Origin of the sequence: Streptomyces sp. NBC_00490, from assembly GCF_036013645.1 — a bacterium.
Taxonomy (GTDB): Bacteria; Actinomycetota; Actinomycetes; order Streptomycetales; family Streptomycetaceae; genus Streptomyces; species Streptomyces canus_F.
Window position 1 is genome coordinate 7,095,356 of sequence record NZ_CP107869.1, and the last position, 16,587, is coordinate 7,111,942.

General features: G+C 69.4%; 17 protein-coding genes and 5 tRNA genes. 14 read left to right on the top strand and 8 right to left on the bottom strand.

The window, feature by feature from the left end; all coding sequences use genetic code 11:
* Positions 1 to 108 precede the first annotated feature (108 nt).
* The 4 genes from OG381_RS32540 to OG381_RS32555 all read right to left on the bottom strand — a co-directional run bounded on the left by OG381_RS32540 (position 109) and on the right by OG381_RS32555 (position 5,328).
* Positions 109 to 684 (bottom strand): GTP-binding protein, encoded by a 576-nt coding sequence (locus OG381_RS32540; RefSeq protein WP_046258886.1) that lies wholly within the window; start codon positions 682 to 684, stop codon positions 109 to 111.
* Entirely contained in the window at positions 665 to 1,060 is a 396-nt protein-coding gene (locus OG381_RS32545) for a DUF742 domain-containing protein (RefSeq protein ID WP_188289079.1), read from the bottom strand. Before OG381_RS32545 ends, OG381_RS32540 begins: the two co-directional genes overlap by 20 nt.
* Before the next feature lie 110 nt (positions 1,061 to 1,170).
* Complete coding sequence (locus OG381_RS32550) at positions 1,171 to 1,584, bottom strand: roadblock/LC7 domain-containing protein (RefSeq protein ID WP_046258885.1); 414 nt, start codon at positions 1,582 to 1,584, stop codon at positions 1,171 to 1,173.
* 9 nt (positions 1,585 to 1,593) lie between these two features.
* Positions 1,594 to 5,328: a nitrate- and nitrite sensing domain-containing protein gene (locus OG381_RS32555; protein ID WP_327719590.1), complete on the bottom strand. Its 3,735-nt coding sequence runs from the start codon at positions 5,326 to 5,328 to the stop codon at positions 1,594 to 1,596.
* Between the two features lie 604 nt (positions 5,329 to 5,932).
* Between OG381_RS32555 and OG381_RS32560 the strand changes: the two genes are divergently transcribed.
* The 9 genes from OG381_RS32560 (at position 5,933) to OG381_RS32600 (ending at position 9,910) form a co-directional block, all read left to right on the top strand.
* Entirely contained in the window at positions 5,933 to 6,118 is a 186-nt protein-coding gene (locus OG381_RS32560) for a hypothetical protein (RefSeq protein WP_046258883.1), read from the top strand.
* A gap of 116 nt (positions 6,119 to 6,234) precedes the next feature.
* A complete protein-coding gene (locus OG381_RS32565; RefSeq protein WP_327719591.1) occupies positions 6,235 to 7,011 on the top strand; it encodes a fumarylacetoacetate hydrolase family protein in 777 nt (258 codons plus the stop codon).
* Entirely contained in the window at positions 6,995 to 8,479 is a 1,485-nt protein-coding gene (gene gltX / locus OG381_RS32570; RefSeq protein WP_327719592.1) for a glutamate--tRNA ligase, read from the top strand. Before OG381_RS32565 ends, gltX begins: the two co-directional genes overlap by 17 nt.
* 94 nt (positions 8,480 to 8,573) lie before the next feature.
* Complete coding sequence (locus OG381_RS32575; protein WP_327719593.1) at positions 8,574 to 9,305, top strand: HAD family hydrolase; 732 nt, start codon at positions 8,574 to 8,576, stop codon at positions 9,303 to 9,305.
* Positions 9,306 to 9,395: 90 nt separating this feature from the next.
* Positions 9,396 to 9,467: transfer RNA gene (locus OG381_RS32580), tRNA-Gln, on the top strand.
* Positions 9,468 to 9,506: 39 nt separating this feature from the next.
* Positions 9,507 to 9,579, top strand: a tRNA-Glu gene (locus OG381_RS32585).
* 62 nt (positions 9,580 to 9,641) lie between these two features.
* Positions 9,642 to 9,714 (top strand) — tRNA-Glu (locus tag OG381_RS32590).
* 20 nt (positions 9,715 to 9,734) lie between these two features.
* Positions 9,735 to 9,806: transfer RNA gene (locus OG381_RS32595), tRNA-Gln, on the top strand.
* 31 nt (positions 9,807 to 9,837) lie between these two features.
* Positions 9,838 to 9,910: transfer RNA gene (locus tag OG381_RS32600), tRNA-Glu, on the top strand.
* Positions 9,911 to 9,962: 52 nt separating this feature from the next.
* Here the strand turns inward: OG381_RS32600 and OG381_RS32605 are convergent.
* Positions 9,963 to 10,607, bottom strand: a complete 645-nt coding sequence (locus OG381_RS32605; protein WP_327719594.1) for a MerR family transcriptional regulator — start codon at positions 10,605 to 10,607, stop codon at positions 9,963 to 9,965.
* 89 nt (positions 10,608 to 10,696) lie between these two features.
* On the opposite strand from OG381_RS32605, the gene OG381_RS32610 reads away from it, so the two are divergent.
* Complete coding sequence (locus OG381_RS32610; RefSeq protein ID WP_327719595.1) at positions 10,697 to 11,221, top strand: DUF4188 domain-containing protein; 525 nt, start codon at positions 10,697 to 10,699, stop codon at positions 11,219 to 11,221.
* A 75-nt stretch (positions 11,222 to 11,296) separates the two neighbouring features.
* Here OG381_RS32610 and ndgR read toward each other — a convergent pair whose 3' ends face one another.
* Positions 11,297 to 12,013, bottom strand: coding sequence for an IclR family transcriptional regulator NdgR (gene ndgR, locus OG381_RS32615; RefSeq protein WP_007384919.1), 717 nt, complete (start codon positions 12,011 to 12,013; stop codon positions 11,297 to 11,299).
* Between the two features lie 193 nt (positions 12,014 to 12,206).
* On the opposite strand from ndgR, the gene leuC reads away from it, so the two are divergent.
* The 4 genes from leuC to OG381_RS32635 all read left to right on the top strand — a co-directional run bounded on the left by leuC (position 12,207) and on the right by OG381_RS32635 (position 15,517).
* A complete protein-coding gene (gene leuC, locus OG381_RS32620; RefSeq protein WP_307025447.1) occupies positions 12,207 to 13,631 on the top strand; it encodes a 3-isopropylmalate dehydratase large subunit in 1,425 nt (474 codons plus the stop codon).
* Between the two features lie 5 nt (positions 13,632 to 13,636).
* Positions 13,637 to 14,230, top strand: a complete 594-nt coding sequence (gene leuD, locus OG381_RS32625) for a 3-isopropylmalate dehydratase small subunit (RefSeq protein WP_327719596.1) — start codon at positions 13,637 to 13,639, stop codon at positions 14,228 to 14,230.
* Positions 14,231 to 14,495: 265 nt separating this feature from the next.
* Positions 14,496 to 14,726 carry a hypothetical protein gene (locus OG381_RS32630; RefSeq protein ID WP_046258874.1) on the top strand — a complete coding sequence of 77 codons (231 nt, stop codon included), beginning with the start codon at positions 14,496 to 14,498 and terminating at the stop codon, positions 14,724 to 14,726.
* Positions 14,727 to 14,863: 137 nt separating this feature from the next.
* Entirely contained in the window at positions 14,864 to 15,517 is a 654-nt protein-coding gene (locus OG381_RS32635; protein ID WP_327719597.1) for an HU family DNA-binding protein, read from the top strand.
* 70 nt (positions 15,518 to 15,587) lie between these two features.
* Here OG381_RS32635 and OG381_RS32640 read toward each other — a convergent pair whose 3' ends face one another.
* Positions 15,588 to 15,779, bottom strand: coding sequence for a hypothetical protein (locus OG381_RS32640; protein ID WP_307025440.1), 192 nt, complete (start codon positions 15,777 to 15,779; stop codon positions 15,588 to 15,590).
* 108 nt (positions 15,780 to 15,887) lie between these two features.
* Positions 15,888 to 16,526, bottom strand: coding sequence for a 2-phospho-L-lactate guanylyltransferase (gene cofC / locus OG381_RS32645; protein WP_327719598.1), 639 nt, complete (start codon positions 16,524 to 16,526; stop codon positions 15,888 to 15,890).
* Positions 16,527 to 16,587 lie beyond the last annotated feature (61 nt).

Sequence of the window (16,587 nt, forward strand, 5' to 3'; positions counted from 1 at the left end):
CGATTCCTCTGCCGAAACGTTATGAACACCGGGGCCGACCGTGTCAAAGGACACAGCCGGCTCCGGGGCGTCTACGACAACTTCCGTACGGCGCGGACGATTTGTGTGCTAGCGCAGCCGTGCCATCAAAGCGTGCTCGACCAGCGTGATCAGGGCACTCTTCGCATCCGAGCGGTGGCGGGCGTCCGTCGTGATGATCGGGGTGTCCGGACCGATCTGCAGCGCCTCGCGCACCTCCTCGGGTGCGTAGGGCTGGTGCCCCTCGAAGCCGTTGAGCGCGACGACGAAGGGGAGTCCCGAGTTCTCGAAGTAGTCGACCGCGGGGAAGCAGTCGGCGAGACGGCGGGTGTCCACCAGCACGATCGCGCCGATGGCACCGCGCACCAGGTCGTCCCACATGAACCAGAACCGGTCCTGGCCCGGCGTACCGAAGAGGTACAGGATCAGGTCCTGGTCCAGGGTGATGCGTCCGAAGTCCATGGCGACCGTGGTGGTCGTCTTGCCCCCGGTGTGCGTGAGGTCGTCGATCCCCGCGCTCGCCGAGGTCATGACGGCCTCGGTGCGCAGCGGGTTGATCTCGGAGACGGCGCCCACGAACGTGGTCTTGCCGACGCCGAAGCCGCCGGCCACCACGATCTTCGCGGAGGTGGTCGCCCGGCCTCCGTCAGAGCTTGCGAAGTCCACTGAGCACCCTTTCGAGCAGTGTCACGTCCGGAGCGCCGGTGCTCTCGTCGCCGCCCGGCTGGTGGATGGCGACGAGACCCGCCTCGGCGAGGTCCGCGACGAGGATGCGGGCCACACCGAGCGGCATGGCCAGGAGCGCCGACACCTCGGCCACCGACTTCACCTCACGGCACAGGTGGCAGATGCGCTGGTGCTCGGGGAGCAGGCCCATCAGTGCCGCCGGGTCGGCCGTGGTGCTGATCAGGGCCTCTATGGCGAGCTGGTAGCGCGGCCGGGTCCGGCCGCCGGTCATCGCGTACGGACGTACCAGCGGCTGGTCGCCCTCATCCTCGTACGGCTCCGCGTACGGATCATGAGAGGCGTTGGGCGGGGTCATGAATCCTCCGGGCGGGACAGCAAGTCGGTGAGTCAAGCCGTCTGACATGGCCGTGGGGGGATTGTGGCGGCCGGACGGTGGTTTGGTGAGACAGGTGGATCCGGGGCCGGTCAGTGAAGCAGACTGCCCTGTAGTTCGGCGCGGAGATCAGGCGTGAGGACCGCCCCCGCGCGGTCGACGAGCAGGGCCATCTCGTAGCCGACCAGGCCGATGTCGCAGTCCGGGTGCGCGAGCACGGCCAGCGACGAGCCGTCCGAGACGGACATCAGGAACAGGAAACCCCGCTCCATCTCGACGACCGTCTGTGCCACGTTGCCGCCCTCGAAGATCCGGGAGGCCCCGGCCGTCAGCGAGGTGAGACCCGACGCGACGGCCGCGAGCTGGTCGGCGCGGTCGCGCGGAAAACCCTCGGACATCGCCAGAAGGAGTCCGTCGGCGGACACGACGACGGTGTGGGACACCCCGGGGGTGTTGTCCACGAAGTTGGTGATCAACCAGTTCAGGTTCTGTGCCGCCTGGCTCATCGGGCTCAACTAACGCTCCTGCTGGTGAGTGGGGCTCGGGAAGCTGCCCGTCTGGCCGGTGCCGGCCTGACGACCTTGCTGGATACCCCGACGGAGATTGGTCAGCCGGCCGCGTACGTCATCAGGCGCACGCGAGACCGCCGGACCGGATTGGTGCTGTTGCTGCTGAGCCGTGCCCGGGACGAGGTTCGCCCGGGGCACCCGGCGCGGGAGGCCGGAGGTGGTGACTCCGCCCGCGGCCGGCTGCCTGACCCGCTCGGCCTGCCGGACGAGATCGTCGTTCGGCGAGCTGCGCCAGGAGGAGTTGGCCGCGGTCCGCTGGGGAGCGGAGGCGGAGGACTGGGGAGCCGCGGGAGTCTGCGGCTGCTGCGGGGCCTGAGCCGGAGCGCTGCCCTGCTGATCCTGCTGGCCGGCCTGCTGACCGTGGAACCAGTTGGTCTCCAGGGTGTCGTACAGCGGCGTCCGTCCGTCGCCCGCGCTCGTCGCCGGAGGCAGCGCCTCGGGCTCCTGACGGGCGGGACGCTGCGGACGCGGCGGGACCGGGGGAAGCGGGGCGCCGAAGTCGGCCGGACCACGTCCGCCGTTCGTCTGCGGGCGCTCGAACTGGCCGGTGTGCTGCGGGTTCTGCTGACCCGGCAGCGCGTGCTGGCCGGTGGAGCCGCTGTCCTGGCCCGGCATCGGGAACTGGCCCGTGGAGCCGTTGTCGTACCCCTGCGGAACCGTGAACGGGCCCGTCGCCGAGGGGCTGTTCTGCCCCGCGGTGCCGAAGACGTCCGGGCGGACGAACGAACCCGTGCCGTTCTGCGGGGCGTCGTACTCGGAGCGGGCGAACTGACCGGTGTTCTGCGGGGCGTCGAAGTCCGGGCGGGCGAACTCGGAGGTGGAGCCGGGACCCTGGCGGCCGTCCGACCGGGGGATCGCGGGCATCTCCGTGGTCGCGCCCGGGCCCTGCCGGTCGTCGATCCGCGGCATACGGGACGTCTGCGCGGAGTCCTGCTCGTCATGCCCGCGCGGGGTGTCGAGCGAGGTGTGCGAGATCTGCGGCTGCGCGTTCTCGTCGCTCCAGCTGGGCGTCCGGGGCTGCTGCGGGTTGCCGCCGGGCAGCTCGGCCCGCGGACCGCCACGGCCCGGGAGCTGACGCCCACGGCGACGGCCCTGCTGCTCGTTGCCCGAGGGAGCGGACTGCTGCGGCGGTACGGGACCGCGGCCGCCACCGAAGGCGTCCTGCGGCGCGGAGGTGCCCGCGGCCTGCAGACCCTGCGGGGCACCCGGCGCCTGACCGCCGAACCCGGCGCCCGCACCGGCCGGGGAAGGCCGGCCCTGCGGAGGAGCCGAGGGGGCCTGGGGTCCGCGCGCGCCACCCGGCGCACCCGGACGACCGCCGTTGCCCGTGCCCGGCAGCGCGGCCCGCGGCCCCTGACCGGCATTGAGCCGGCCACCGGGCTGAGCGCCGGCACCGAGGGGCGCACCCGCACCGAACGCGCCGCCCTGCTGGCCGGGGCCACGACGGGCCGCGGCCACACCGGCGGACGCCTGTGCGGCGGACGGGGCGCCACCGGCACCCTGGCCGGGCTTGGGCTGCGGCTTCTTGCCGCCCTGGGCGACATCGACGGGCAGCATGACCAGCGCGGTCGTACCACCGGAGTCGGACGGGCGCAGCTGGATGCGGATGCCGTGCCGCTGCGACAGCCGGCCGACCACGAACAGACCCATGCGGCGGGAGACCGAGACGTCCACGGTGGGCGGCGAGGCGAGCCGCTCGTTGATCGCCGCGAGGTCCTCGGGGGAGAGGCCGATGCCGGTGTCGTGGATCTCGATCAGTACGCGGCCGTCGGGCAGCGCGTGACCGGTGACCTTGACCTTGGTCTGCGGTGAGGAGAAGGAGGTCGCGTTCTCGAGCAGCTCGGCGAGGAGGTGCACGAGGTCGTTGACGACGCGGCCGGCGACTTCGGTGGTCGGCACCGAGGCCAGCTCGATGCGCTCGTACTGCTCCACCTCGGAGGCGGCGGCGCGGAGCACGTCGACCAGCGGGACCGGGCGGGTCCAGCGGCGGCCGGGCTCTTCACCGGCGAGGACCAGGAGGTTCTCACCGTTACGGCGCATACGGGTCGCGAGGTGGTCCAGCTTGAACAGCGAGGACAGCTGGTCCGGGTCGGCCTCACGGGACTCGAGCTCGGAGATCAGCGACAGCTGGCGCTGGATAAGACCCTGGGAGCGGCGCGAGAGGTTGGTGAACATCGCGTTGACGTTGCCCCGGAGGAGGGCCTGCTCGGCGGCGAGGCGGACCGCCTCGCGGTGCACGTCGTCGAAGGCCGCGGCCACCTTGCCGATCTCGTCCCGGGAGTGCACACCGACCGACTCCACGGACGTGTCGACGTCCTGCGGGTCGGACTCGGACAGCTGCTTGACCAGCTCGGGCAGCCGGTCCGTGGCGACCTTGGTGGCGGTCTCCTCCAGGCGGCGCAGCGAGCGGATCATGGACCGGGCCACCACGAAGGCGCCGACGAGCGAGATGCCGAGCACGAGCAGGATCAGCGCACCGGAGATGATCGCTTCCTGCTCCGACTCGTTGCGCAGCTCGCGGGCCTTCTGCTCCATCTCCTCGAGCAGCGTGTGCTCGATCTTGCCCATCTGGTCGATCTTGGAGGAGCTGTCGTCCACCCAGTCCTGGTAGGACCGCTTGTCCAGGTTCTCCAGGCCGTCCTGGGCGTTCAGGGCCCGGCTGGCGTAGGTGTCGGCGGACTGGATGGTCGAGTTGTTGTCGCTGATGGGCTCCATGAGCTCCACGGCGCTGGTCTTGCCGTAGATGACCTGGAAGCTCTTGATGTCGGCCTCTTCGTTGGTGAGAGCCGACTGGCCGTAGAGCCGGTCGTTCTCGGAGAGGTCGCCGAACGTCGTCTTGTTCGCGGGCAGCGCCGCCGCGAGGACCGCGCGCTGCACGGAGGAGTACTCCTTGGCGGCGGAGAAGGCCGCCAGGGCACGCGTGCGCTGGATCATCTCGGGGTTGCTGGTCGCCTGCGCCATGTCGCGCGAGAGGTCCAGCAGCTGCGTCACGAGGCGGTGGTAGGCCTCCACCGTCTGGGTGGAGTTGTTCTTCTGCTCGTACGCGGTGTTGCGGATCTTCTCGATACCGCGCAGGTTGCCGACCAGGAGCACCACGTTGTCGCGGATGCCCTGGAGGCCGTTGCCCTCGTCGCCGACCTCCTCCGAGGAGTCGACGAAGTCCTCGAGGGCGCGGTCCGTCTTGTCGCGCAGACCCTTGATCGTGTACTCGGTCGCGCTGGAACCGTGCGCCAGCGGGCCGGCGGACAGGTCGCGCTCCTTCTGGAGCGCGTCGGCCAGCGCCGTCGCCTGCTTGGTCATGTCCGTCAGCAGCTTCATGTTCTCGAGCTGCTGGATGTCGTCCATGTTGTCGCTGATGCGCAGGGCGCCCAGCGAGGTGGCCGCGACCACGGGCAGCGCGAGCAGCGACACCAGGCGGGTGGAGATCCGCCAGTTGCGCAGCGCTATTCGCGAGCCGGGTCCGGTCGGGCCCTTGGGCGCCTTCACCGTCGGGGCGGCGGGGTTCGCGGGTCCGGAGGACGCCGCGCCGGGTCGACCGGAGCGCTCGCCCCCGTCACCGGACGTGGCCGCCTGGCCCTGGTTCTGGGCGTGCTGGGGCGCGGAGCCGCCTTTCGGGCCAGTCCCGCCGTGCGGCTCCGGCTCCGCCGAAGCGCTGCCATCCCTCTTGAAACGTCCCTGCACTAGCGTCGCAACCTCTGGACCAGGCGCCCCTCCGAGTGAACGGAAGGACACGGTGTCGGCGTACTAGGGGGCGCCCTGAATTACGCCCCCCGATGGTCGTGAGTGACCGGCGCTGGCTCCCCCTTACTCGCCGCCACCCGGCGCGCGGAGCGCCCCCAGTGCGCCGGCTCGTTCCTGCGGCGGTCCGTGAGATTCCAGCACAGTGCAGGATCTCCAACAAGGGCCGTAGGCCAGGCTGTGACTTCCGTGACAGCACGTGAGGGGCGGGTTACGAGACGTAGGAAGTGATCCACTCAAAAGCGGACGTACCCGAACGGATCCCTTGTGGGACAAGGGTGTCCCAGTCGCCATGATCAGGAGCGGAATGGTGGCTTCAGGGGGTCAATGTCCGTTTCGTTGGGGTGGGTTGCGGGCCTGAATTGACCGCTTTGCGTCCCACCTCGTGAGCAAACTCACATGCAGATCATGGGGTCTTCACGCCTTCGGAGGGGAATCGCATGTTTAGCCTGACGCTTTACATGACGTAACACTTTGACAACCCGCGCCCACCCGGGGCCCCTTGGGACCCATGCGGCGCCCTAAGACGACAAGGTCTTGTACAACCGTGAAGACGACGATGATGTTCCGCAACATAGCCAACCCGCGGCGCACGACGCTGGCGCACCTCGAGGACGCCGACGACCTGCAGACCCCGGAGCTCCCGGAGCACTCGGTCGACCTCCCGGCCCAGACCGCCAACCCGCGCCGCACGATCCTGATGGACGTCCCGGTCTCCGCCACCGCCGAGTAGATCACGCTCGCAGAGCCGTCGGGGCGCCCGCCCCGATGCGCGAGGCGCCGGCCCCTTGCCGCGTTAGCCTGGAGCGTCAGACTCCAGACAGCTCAAGTGAGGGGCGCAAGGATCCCGTGCGCATCGCCAGATTCTCCATCGACGGGAACGTCGCCTTCGGCGCGGTCGAGGGCGACAAGCCGGACGAGCTCGTCCTCGACATCATCAAGGGCATCCCGTTCGCGGACTTCGAGCTCTCCGGTACGAAGGTCCCGCTGAGCAAGGTCCGGCTGCTGCCGCCGGTGCTCCCCAACAAGGTCGTGGCCTACGGCCGCAACTACGCCGAGCACGCGCGGGAACTGGGCAACGAGGTCCCCGACGCGCCGTTCGCCTTCTTCAAGCCGTCCACCTCGGTGATCGGCTCCGGCGACGAGATCCAGTACCCGTCCTTCTCCCAGGACCTCCACCACGAGGCCGAGCTGGCCGTGGTCATCGGCCGTATGTGCCGCGAGGTCCCGCGCGACCGCGTCAAGGACGTCATCCTCGGCTACACCTGCGCCAACGACATCACCGCCCGCGACGTCCAGAAGCGCGAGAAGCAGTGGGCCAGGGCCAAGGGCTTCGACACCTCCTGCCCGCTCGGCCCCTGGGTGGAGACGGACCTCGACCCCTCCGATCTCACGATCCAGCTCACGGTCAACGGCCAACAGCGCCAGCTCGGCCGCACCAGCGAGATGATCCACCCGATCGAGGATCTGATCGTCAACATCTCCGAGGCCATGACGCTGCTCCCCGGCGACGTGATCCTCACGGGCACCCCGGCAGGCGTCGGGCCGCTCACCGTCGGCGACGAGGTCGCCGTCACCATCGAAGGCATCGGCACTCTCACCAACAAGGTTGTCAAGCGTGGCTAGCGCACCCGTCCGCGTACGTTTCTGCCCCTCGCCCACCGGTAACCCCCATGTGGGCCTGGTCCGCACCGCCCTGTTCAACTGGGCGTTCGCCAAGCACCACCAGGGCACCCTGGTCTTCCGCATCGAGGACACCGACGCGGCCCGCGACTCCGAGGAGTCCTACGAGCAGCTGCTCGACTCGATGCGCTGGCTGGGCTTCGACTGGGACGAGGGCCCCGAGATCGGCGGCCCGCACGCCCCGTACCGCCAGTCGCAGCGCATGGACCTCTACAAGGAGGTCGCGGGCAAGCTGCTGGACGCCGGTCACGCGTACCACTGCTACTGCTCCCAGCAGGAGCTGGACACCCGCCGCGAGGCCGCCCGCGCCGCCGGCCGGCCCTCCGGCTACGACGGCCACTGCCGCGAGCTGACCGACGCGCAGGTCGAGGAGTACAAGGCGCAGGGCCGCGAGCCCATCGTCCGCTTCCGCATGCCCGACGAGACGATCACCTTCACGGACCTGGTCCGCGGTGAGCTGACGTTCACCCCGGAGAACGTGCCGGACTACGGGATCGTACGAGCCAACGGGGCGCCCCTCTACACCCTCGTGAATCCCGTCGACGACGCCCTGATGGAGATCACCCACGTCCTGCGCGGCGAGGACCTGCTCTCCTCCACCCCGCGCCAGATCGCCCTGTACAAGGCACTGACCGAGCTGGGCATCGCCAAGCGGACCCCGTCCTTCGGCCACCTGCCGTACGTGATGGGCGAGGGCAACAAGAAGCTCTCCAAGCGCGACCCGGAGTCCTCGCTCAACCTGTACCGCGAGCGCGGCTTCCTGCCCGAGGGGCTGCTCAACTACCTCTCCCTCCTCGGCTGGTCGCTCTCGGCCGACCAGGACATCTTCACGATGGACGAGATGGTCGCGGCCTTCGACGTCGCGGACGTCCAGCCCAACCCGGCCCGCTTCGACCTCAAGAAGTGCGAGTCGATCAACGGCGACCACATCCGCCTGCTGGACGTGAAGGACTTCACCGAGCGCTGCGCCCCCTGGCTGCGGGCCCCGTTCGCCCCCTGGGCGCCGGAGGACTTCGACGAGTCGAAGTGGCACGCGATCGCGCCGCACGCCCAGACCCGTCTGAAGGTCCTCTCGGAGATCACGGACAACGTCGACTTCCTGTTCCTGGCGGAGCCGGTCTTCGACGAGGCGTCCTGGACCAAGGCGATGAAGGAGGGCTCCGACGCCCTGCTCCGTACGGCCCGCGAGAAGCTGGAGTCGGCGGACTGGACCTCCGCCGAGTCCCTCAAGGAGGCGGTTCTGGCGGCGGGCGAGGCCCACGGCCTCAAGCTCGGCAAGGCCCAGGCCCCGGTCCGGGTCGCCGTCACCGGCCGCACGGTCGGCCTGCCCCTCTTCGAGTCCCTGGAGGTGCTGGGCAAGGAGACGACCCTGGCCCGTATCGACGCGGCCCTGGTGAAGCTGACCGCGTGACGCACGCGCACGTGAGGGGCGGCACCGGGTCACCGGGTGCCGCCCCTTCGCCGTACCCCGGACAGGGCGGCAACTCCCGGGTTACGGTCGGATCATGAGCATTCGTGCCGTGGTCTGGGACGTGGACGACACCCTCTTCGACTACACCGGTGCCGACCGCGCCGGAATGCGTCTGCACCTCGCGGCCGAGGGGCTGTCGGAGGCGTACGAGAGCGCCGAGCAGGCCATCGTGAGCTGGCGGGAGATCACGGACGCCCAGTGGGCGCGGTTCTCGGCGGGGGAGGTCGACTTCCAGGGCCAGCGCCGGGACCGGGTGCGGGCCTTCCTCGCCGCGGAACTGAGTGACGCGGAGGCCGACGCCTGGTTCGAGCGGTACATCGCCCACTACGAGACGGTCTGGACCCTCTTCCCGGACGTCCTGCCCGTCCTGGACGCCCTCGCCGACAGCCACCGGCACGCGGTGCTCTCCAACTCCAGCATCCACGTCCAGGACCGCAAACTGCGCGCCCTCGGCGTGTACGACCGCTTCGAGGCCGTCCTCTGCGCCGCCGAACTCGGCGTCTCCAAGCCGCAGGCCGGTGCCTTCCACGCGGCCTGCGAGGCCCTGGAACTCGCTCCGGGGGAGGTGGCGTACGTCGGTGACCATCCGGAGATCGACGGACGCGGTGCCGCCGAGGCCGGCCTGCGTTCCTTCTGGATCGACCGCGACGGCGTGTACACGGCCGGGACGGCACCCGTCGGCCTGCACCGGATCGCCAGCCTCGCCGAACTCCCCGCCCTCCTCGGCGCGGATACCCGTTTTGGAGCCCCGTCCACCTTCGGGTAATGTTCTTCCTGCGCCGCCGGAGACCGGGCCGAAAGGCCGGGACCGACGGAGCAAACTAGAACAAGATCCCCTTCGGGGCTTGCGTTCCAGTGGCCTATGGTGTAATTGGCAGCACGACTGATTCTGGTTCAGTTAGTCTTGGTTCGAGTCCAGGTAGGCCAGCTCGCAGAGCTCATCTGCAGCGGAGATCGATTCCGCAAAGCCCCCGTTGTGTAGCGGCCTAGCACGCTGCCCTCTCAAGGCAGTAGCGCCGGTTCGAATCCGGTCGGGGGTACAGATCCTTCCCGCGAGGATGGTCAGGGTAGCTCCCGCCGATCTCGATGCAGGATCGCTAGGGCCCCCGTTGTGTAGCGGCCTAGCACGCCGCCCTCTCAAGGCGGTAGCGCCGGTTCGAATCCGGTCGGGGGTACGAAAAGGTTTAAACCTTATTGGTCTATGGTGTAATTGGCAACACTACGGTTTCTGGTACCGTCATTCTTGGTTCGAGTCCAGGTAGACCAGCTCGGAACTGCGGAAACGCAGGATCGCTAGGGCCCCCGTTGTGTAGCGGCCTAGCACGCCGCCCTCTCAAGGCGGTAGCGCCGGTTCGAATCCGGTCGGGGGTACGTACAGGGAAGGCCCTCCACTTCGGTGGGGGGCCTTCGCCGTGCCCGGCGCCTACTCGTAGCCGTACCTCCGCGTCGACTCCTCCTCCTGCGCCAGCCGGTGCAGCGCCCGGAGCATCGGCTCGACGAGCACCACACCCAGCACCGCGACCTCCGCCTTCTCGGCCTCCGAGACATGCGACTCCATGAACTCCATGTCCAGCTCGGCCACTTGGTGCATGAGCCGGGCATAGGGCACGAGGGTCTCGGGATCCCAGTCGTAGCCGAGGCGGCGCAGTGCGGCCGTCGCCACCACCAGGGAGCGGAAAGAGGGCGAGATCGACGTCAGGGCCTGGGCGTTGGACCACCCCAGCGTCCGCAGCAGCTCCTCCATCGAGGCCCGTGCCCCCCGCACGAACTCGTCGTCAGCGTCCGGCTCCGGCACCTGCGGCATGGCCCACACCGCCGCGCCCAGCCGCATCGCGCGGGGCAGCGAATCGTCGTCGACATGCCCCAGCACCTCCCGGACCGTCGCCACCGGCATCCGGCCCACCTGGATCATCGCGCGGATCAGCCTCAGCCGGCGCAGGTGCTCCTCGTCGTACTCGGCCGTCGTCGTGTTGATCTGGCGGCCGGGGGCCAACAGCCCTTCGCGCAGGTAGTACTTGATCGTCGCCGTGGACACCCCACTGCGCTCGCTCAGTTCGGCCAGCCGCATGTCTTGCGCCCTTCATTGGGGAGTGCCACTATCCAAGCATTGCTCAGAAGGATAGTGCCGCTGTCCGACAGGGGAAACGGGGGCTCGTCATGTTCGCCAAGCCGGTACCGGGTCGCACCACAGCCGACGCCGAGGGCGATGTGGTCGTCCTGCTGATCGGCATGCGTATCAACCACTTCTGGGCCGTGCACCACTGGTTCCCGGTGCTCCTGGCCATGCCGCGGATGCTGCGCGAGCTGGGGAGGGCGCCCGAGCGGGGACTGCTCGGCCATGTCCTGCTGACGGCCAACCCGCGGACGTACTACGTCGTCCAGTACTGGGAGTCCAAGGAGAAGCTCTACGCCTACGCGCAGGCACCGGACATGTTCCACCGCCGGGCGTGGGCGATCCTCAACCGCAAGGAGAAGGCGGGCAAGGCCAGGCAGCACGTCGGGCTGTGGCACGAGACCTATGTCGTGCCCGAGGGGTCCTACGAGTCGATCTACGCCGACATGCCGGCCTTCGGACTCGCGGCGGCGCACGGTCAGGTGCCGCTGGAGCGGCGGGGGCGTACCGGCAAGGACCGCTTCGCGCACCGGTCGGCGAAGGCGAAGGTGGCCGAAGAAGCCAAGTGACGGGGGGATCGGGGGACGGGGAGGGCCTGCCGCGGCGTTGGGGCAGGTCCTCCCCGCTGTGGTGTCCCGGGTTCGTCAGCCGGTGCGGCGCAGGGCCTCGGAGAGGCGGGCGGCGGCGTCGATGACCGCCTGGGCGTGCATACGGCCCGGGTGGCGCGTCAGGCGCTCGATGGGGCCGGAGACCGAGACGGCGGCCACGACTCGGTTGGAGGGACCGCGGACGGGCGCGGACACGGACGCGACGCCCGGCTCGCGCTCACCGATGGACTGGGCCCAGCCCCGGCGTCGTACGCCCGAGAGCGCGGTGGCCGTGAAACGGGCGCCCTGCAGGCCGCGGTGGAGGCGCTCGGGCTCCTCCCAGGCCATCAGGATCTGGGCCGAGGAGCCGGCCTTCATCGTGAGCGTCGAGCCGACCGGGACGGTGTCCCGGAGTCCGGACAGCCGCTCGGCCGCGGCGACGCAGATGCGCATGTCGCCCTGGCGGCGGTAGAGCTGCGCGCTCTCGCCGGTGATGTCACGGAGATGCGTGAGCACCGGGCCTGCGGTGGCGAGCAGGCGGTCCTCGCCCGCGGCCGCGGCCAGCTCCGCCAGCCGGGGGCCGAGAATGAAACGGCCCTGCATGTCGCGCGCCACCATACGGTGGTGTTCCAAGGCCACGGCCAGCCGGTGGGCCGTGGGTCGTGCCAGTCCGGTGGCCGCCACAAGACCTGCGAGGGTGGCCGGACCGGACTCCAGGGCGCTGAGGACAAGGGCTGCCTTGTCCAGAACGCCGACGCCGCTACTGTTGTCCATGAAACGATACTCACGTCTCACTCTGTGAAACGCAAGTTCCTTTTTTCGTGAGACGCGCAACCCTTGGATACACAGCGGGCCCGCGGACCAACGGGCCTGGTGGCGGCTGCCCGGGAAACCAGGGGGTGCGGGCGCCGCTTCCTGAAGATCTCTAGTTGGGCCGGCGCACCGTTTGCCGGCCGGAGGGAAAGCGATGGGTAGGACACTCGCGGAGAAGGTCTGGGACGACCATGTCGTCCGGCGCGCCGAGGGCGAGCCCGACCTCCTCTTCATCGATCTGCACCTGCTGCACGAAGTGACCAGCCCGCAGGCCTTCGACGGCCTTCGCAAGAGCGGTCGCCCGGTGCGCAGGCTCGACCTGACCATCGCCACCGAGGATCACAACACCCCGACCCTCGACATCGACAAGCCCATCGCCGACCCGGTCTCCCGGGTCCAGCTGGAGACGCTGCGCAAGAACGCCGCCGACTTCGGTGTGCGCCTGCACTCGCTGGGCGACGTCGAGCAGGGTGTCGTCCACGTCGTGGGCCCGCAGCTGGGTCTGACCCAGCCCGGCATGACGGTCGTCTGCGGTGACTCCCACACCTCCACGCACGGCGCCTTCGGCGGTCTGGCGTTCGGCATCGGCACCTCCCAGGTGGAGCATGTGCTGGCCACCCAGACGCTGCCGCTGGTGCGTCCGAAGACCATGGCCATCACGGTCGACGGCGAACTGCCCGAGGGCGTCACCGCCAAGGACCTGATCCTGGCGATCATCGCGCGGATCGGCACCGGCGGCGGCCAGGGCTATGTCCTGGAGTACCGCGGCTCCGCCATCGAGAAGCTCTCGATGGAGGCCCGGATGACCATCTGCAACATGTCGATCGAGGCCGGCGCCCGCGCGGGCATGATCGCCCCCGACCAGACCACCTTCGACTACCTCGAGGGCCGGGTGCACGCCCCCAAGGGCGAGGACTGGGACGCGGCCGTCGCGTACTGGAAGACGCTGAAGTCGGACGAGGACGCGGAGTTCGACGCCGAGGTCGTCATCAAGGCCGACGAGCTGTCGCCGTTCGTCACCTGGGGCACCAACCCCGGCCAGGGCGCGCCGCTTTCGGCGACCGTCCCCGATCCTGCTTCGTACGAAGACGCTTCGGAGCGCCACGCCGCCGAAAAGGCCCTGGAATACATGGGGTTGGAGGCCGGACAGCCGCTGCGCTCCATCAAGGTGGACACCGTCTTCGTAGGTTCGTGCACCAACGGCCGTATCGAGGACCTGCGCGCCGCGGCCGAGCTCGTGAAGGGCCGCAAAGTCGCCGACGGTGTACGGATGCTGGTCGTCCCCGGCTCCGCGCGGGTCGGTCTGCAGGCCGTCTCCGAGGGCCTGGACGTCGTCTTCAAGGACGCCGGCGCCGAATGGCGGCACGCGGGCTGCTCGATGTGTCTGGGCATGAACCCGGACCAGCTGGCTCCCGGTGAGCGCTCCGCGTCCACCTCCAACCGCAACTTCGAGGGCAGGCAGGGCAAGGGCGGCCGTACGCACCTGGTCTCGCCGCAGGTCGCCGCCGCGACCGCCGTGCTGGGCCACCTGGCCTCGCCCGCCGACCTGTCCGACGCCCCTGTGCCCGCTGGAGTCTGAGAGTCATGGAAGCATTCACCACGCACACCGGCCGGGCCGTCCCGCTGCGCCGCTCCAACGTCGACACCGACCAGATCATCCCTGCTCACTGGCTCAAGAAGGTGACCAGGGACGGGTTCGAGGACGGTCTGTTCGAGGCCTGGCGCAAGGACGAGAAGTTCATCCTCAACCAGCCCGAGCGCGAGGGTGCGACCGTCCTGGTCGCCGGCCCCGACTTCGGCACCGGCTCCTCCCGTGAGCACGCCGTGTGGGCGCTGCAGAACTACGGCTTCAAGGCCGTCATCTCCTCCCGGTTCGCCGACATCTTCCGCGGTAACTCGCTCAAGAACGGCCTGCTCACGGTGGTTCTGGACCAGAAGATCGTGGACGCGCTCCAGGACCTCACCGAGAAGGACCCCGAGGCCGAGGTCACGGTCGACCTGGAGGCCCGCGAGGTGCGCGCCGAGGGCATCACCGCGAGCTTCGAGCTGGACGAGAACTCCCGCTGGCGGCTGCTGAACGGGCTGGACGACATCTCCATCACCCTTCAGAACGAGGAAGACATCGCCACCTACGAGGCCAAGCGGCCCTCGTACAAGCCGCGGACGATCGAGGTCTGATCCCCAGGCGTCCAACAGGTCGACTTTCGGCCACCGCAACACCCCCGCCGTACCCCCGATCAGCCCGATCGGGGGTACGGCTGTGTCTGCACCCGAACGGCCCTGCACCCGCTCGTGACCGTCCTCAACTTCCCACGTTAGGAGGGGTGTTGCCGGGGTACGCGAGTTGTACACCCGCGGCTTCCACAAGTGCCCGGAAGGCCGTTTGAGGCGGCAGTTGCACCCTGAGCAGGCGACAACTCGCCCCAGATGGCACAATCTGTGCATGGAACACGACGGCCAACTCAAGCTCTATGCGGCAGTCGCGGACCAACTCAAGGAAGCGCACACAAGAGTGCGCGCACTGCAAGTCCCGGAGGGCGTACGGATGGCGCTGACCCGGAAGCTGCTGGTCATTACGGCCGCGGCCAAGCACGATCTCGCCGATGCGGCAAGGCGTCTGGAGGCCTTCACGGCGGACCTCGACGCGGGTCGATTCCCCGAAGAGGAACGCTGAACAAGTCCACAACAGTCGAACCCGTTGCGGCACAAGGGTGATAAGCCCGTTTCGTGTTTGATTTGCGGTATATATCTGCCTAACGTGCGAAAAAGCCTGAACAGTTTCGTTCGGGCAATGTCTCCGAAGGGGAAGACGTGAACAAGGCGCAGCTCGTAGAAGCGATTGCCGACAAGGTCGGTGGCCGTCAGCAGGCCGCCGACGCGGTCGACGCGGTCCTGGACGCCATCGTCCGCGCGACCGTGGCGGGGGACCGGGTCTCGGTCACCGGCTTCGGTTCGTTCGAGAAGGTCGACCGTCCGGCTCGGTACGCCCGCAATCCCCAGACGGGCGAGCGGGTTCGGGTCAAGAAGACCTCCGTCCCGCGCTTCCGTGCCGGCCAGGGCTTCAAGGACCTGGTGAGCGGCACGAAGAAGCTCCCGAAGAACGACGTCGCGGTCAAGAAGGCGCCCAAGGGCAGCCTGACCGGCGGATCTTCGGCGACGGTCAAGAAGGCCGCCGCGAAGAAGGCCGCCCCGGCGAAGAAGGCGACGGCCGCCGCGAAGAAGACCACGGCGAAGAAGACGACCGCCAAGAAGACCACGGCGACCGCGAAGAAGACCACGGCGAAGACGACGACGGCCAAGAAGACCACGGGCGCCGCCAAGACCACCGCCGCGAAGAAGACCACCGCCAAGAAGGCGACGGCCAAGAAGGCCCCGGCGAAGAAGGCGACGGCCAAGAAGGCCCCCGCCAAGAAGTCGGCGGCTCGCACGACCACCGCCAAGAAGACCACCGCCCGCAAGCGGTAGGGGCGCAAGGGTACTCACGCGCCGGGCCGGACTCCGTGTCGGAGTCCGGCCCGCGGCGTGTTCAGGGGGTTCAAAAGGTCTGCAGGGTCACGAGGGTGACCTTGGAGTCCTCCAGTTCGATACGCACCCGCTGCCCGGGGCGCAGGAGCCTAAGACCGCCCGCGTCGAACGCCGGGGCGTCGAAGGGGACGGGGGTGCCGTCGTCCAGCAGCACGCTGCCGGTGCGGGTGTCGGCGTCGTACGTGTAAGCGGTGGCCTGCATGGTCGTCAGGGTAGTGGCTGGTGGTCGGGTGCGGGGTGCGTCGCGGCTGGTCGCGCCCGCTCGGCGGAGCCGCTCAGCGAGGCGGGCCCGCGCCCCTTCGGGACGTTCCTACTGGCCCCTGATCAGTAGTCCCGCGGTTGCCACTGCGGTCCTCGGGCCCACCCCCAGCGCCAGCGCCGCCCGCAGGTCCTCGCCGGTGTCCACGTCCTGTCGTACGGAATCCACCCCGGCGAGACACAGCTCCACCGCCCCCGACGCACGGTGGCGGGCCCGGGAATCCGTGCCGAAAGCCGGACGCAATTCCTGGCCCTTGGCGGCGGCCAGCAAAGTCGTGCCGATCGCGGCCGCATCCGGGAGAAAAGCACGGGGGAATTCGGCGGCCGCATCCAGTACCCGGGCCAATTCCCAGGGGCGCAGTGCCGGCACATCGGCATTCAGGGCTGCCACGGCGCTTTCGGGGTGCCGGGCACGTACGGTCGCGGCCCCGTGCGCCAGCGCCGCGTTCAGGCCCGCGCGCGGCTCGTCCGGGACGACGCGGGCGCCCAGGGCGATCAGCTCCCGAGCCGCCCGGGCGTCGTCCGTGACGACCGCCACATCCGCGACGGCAGGGCTGGCCAGCGCGGCTGCCACCGTGTCCTGGGCGAAGGCGAGGGCCAGGCCCGGACGCAACGCGTCGGCGGCGGTGTCCGAGAGCCTGCTCTTGGCGCGCGCCAGGGGCTTCAGGGGTATGACCAAGGTCCACTGCACGAGCGTTCCGTCCCTCTCTTGTCGCGAGCATTGTCACTCAGCCGTCACCTGGGCCATCTGG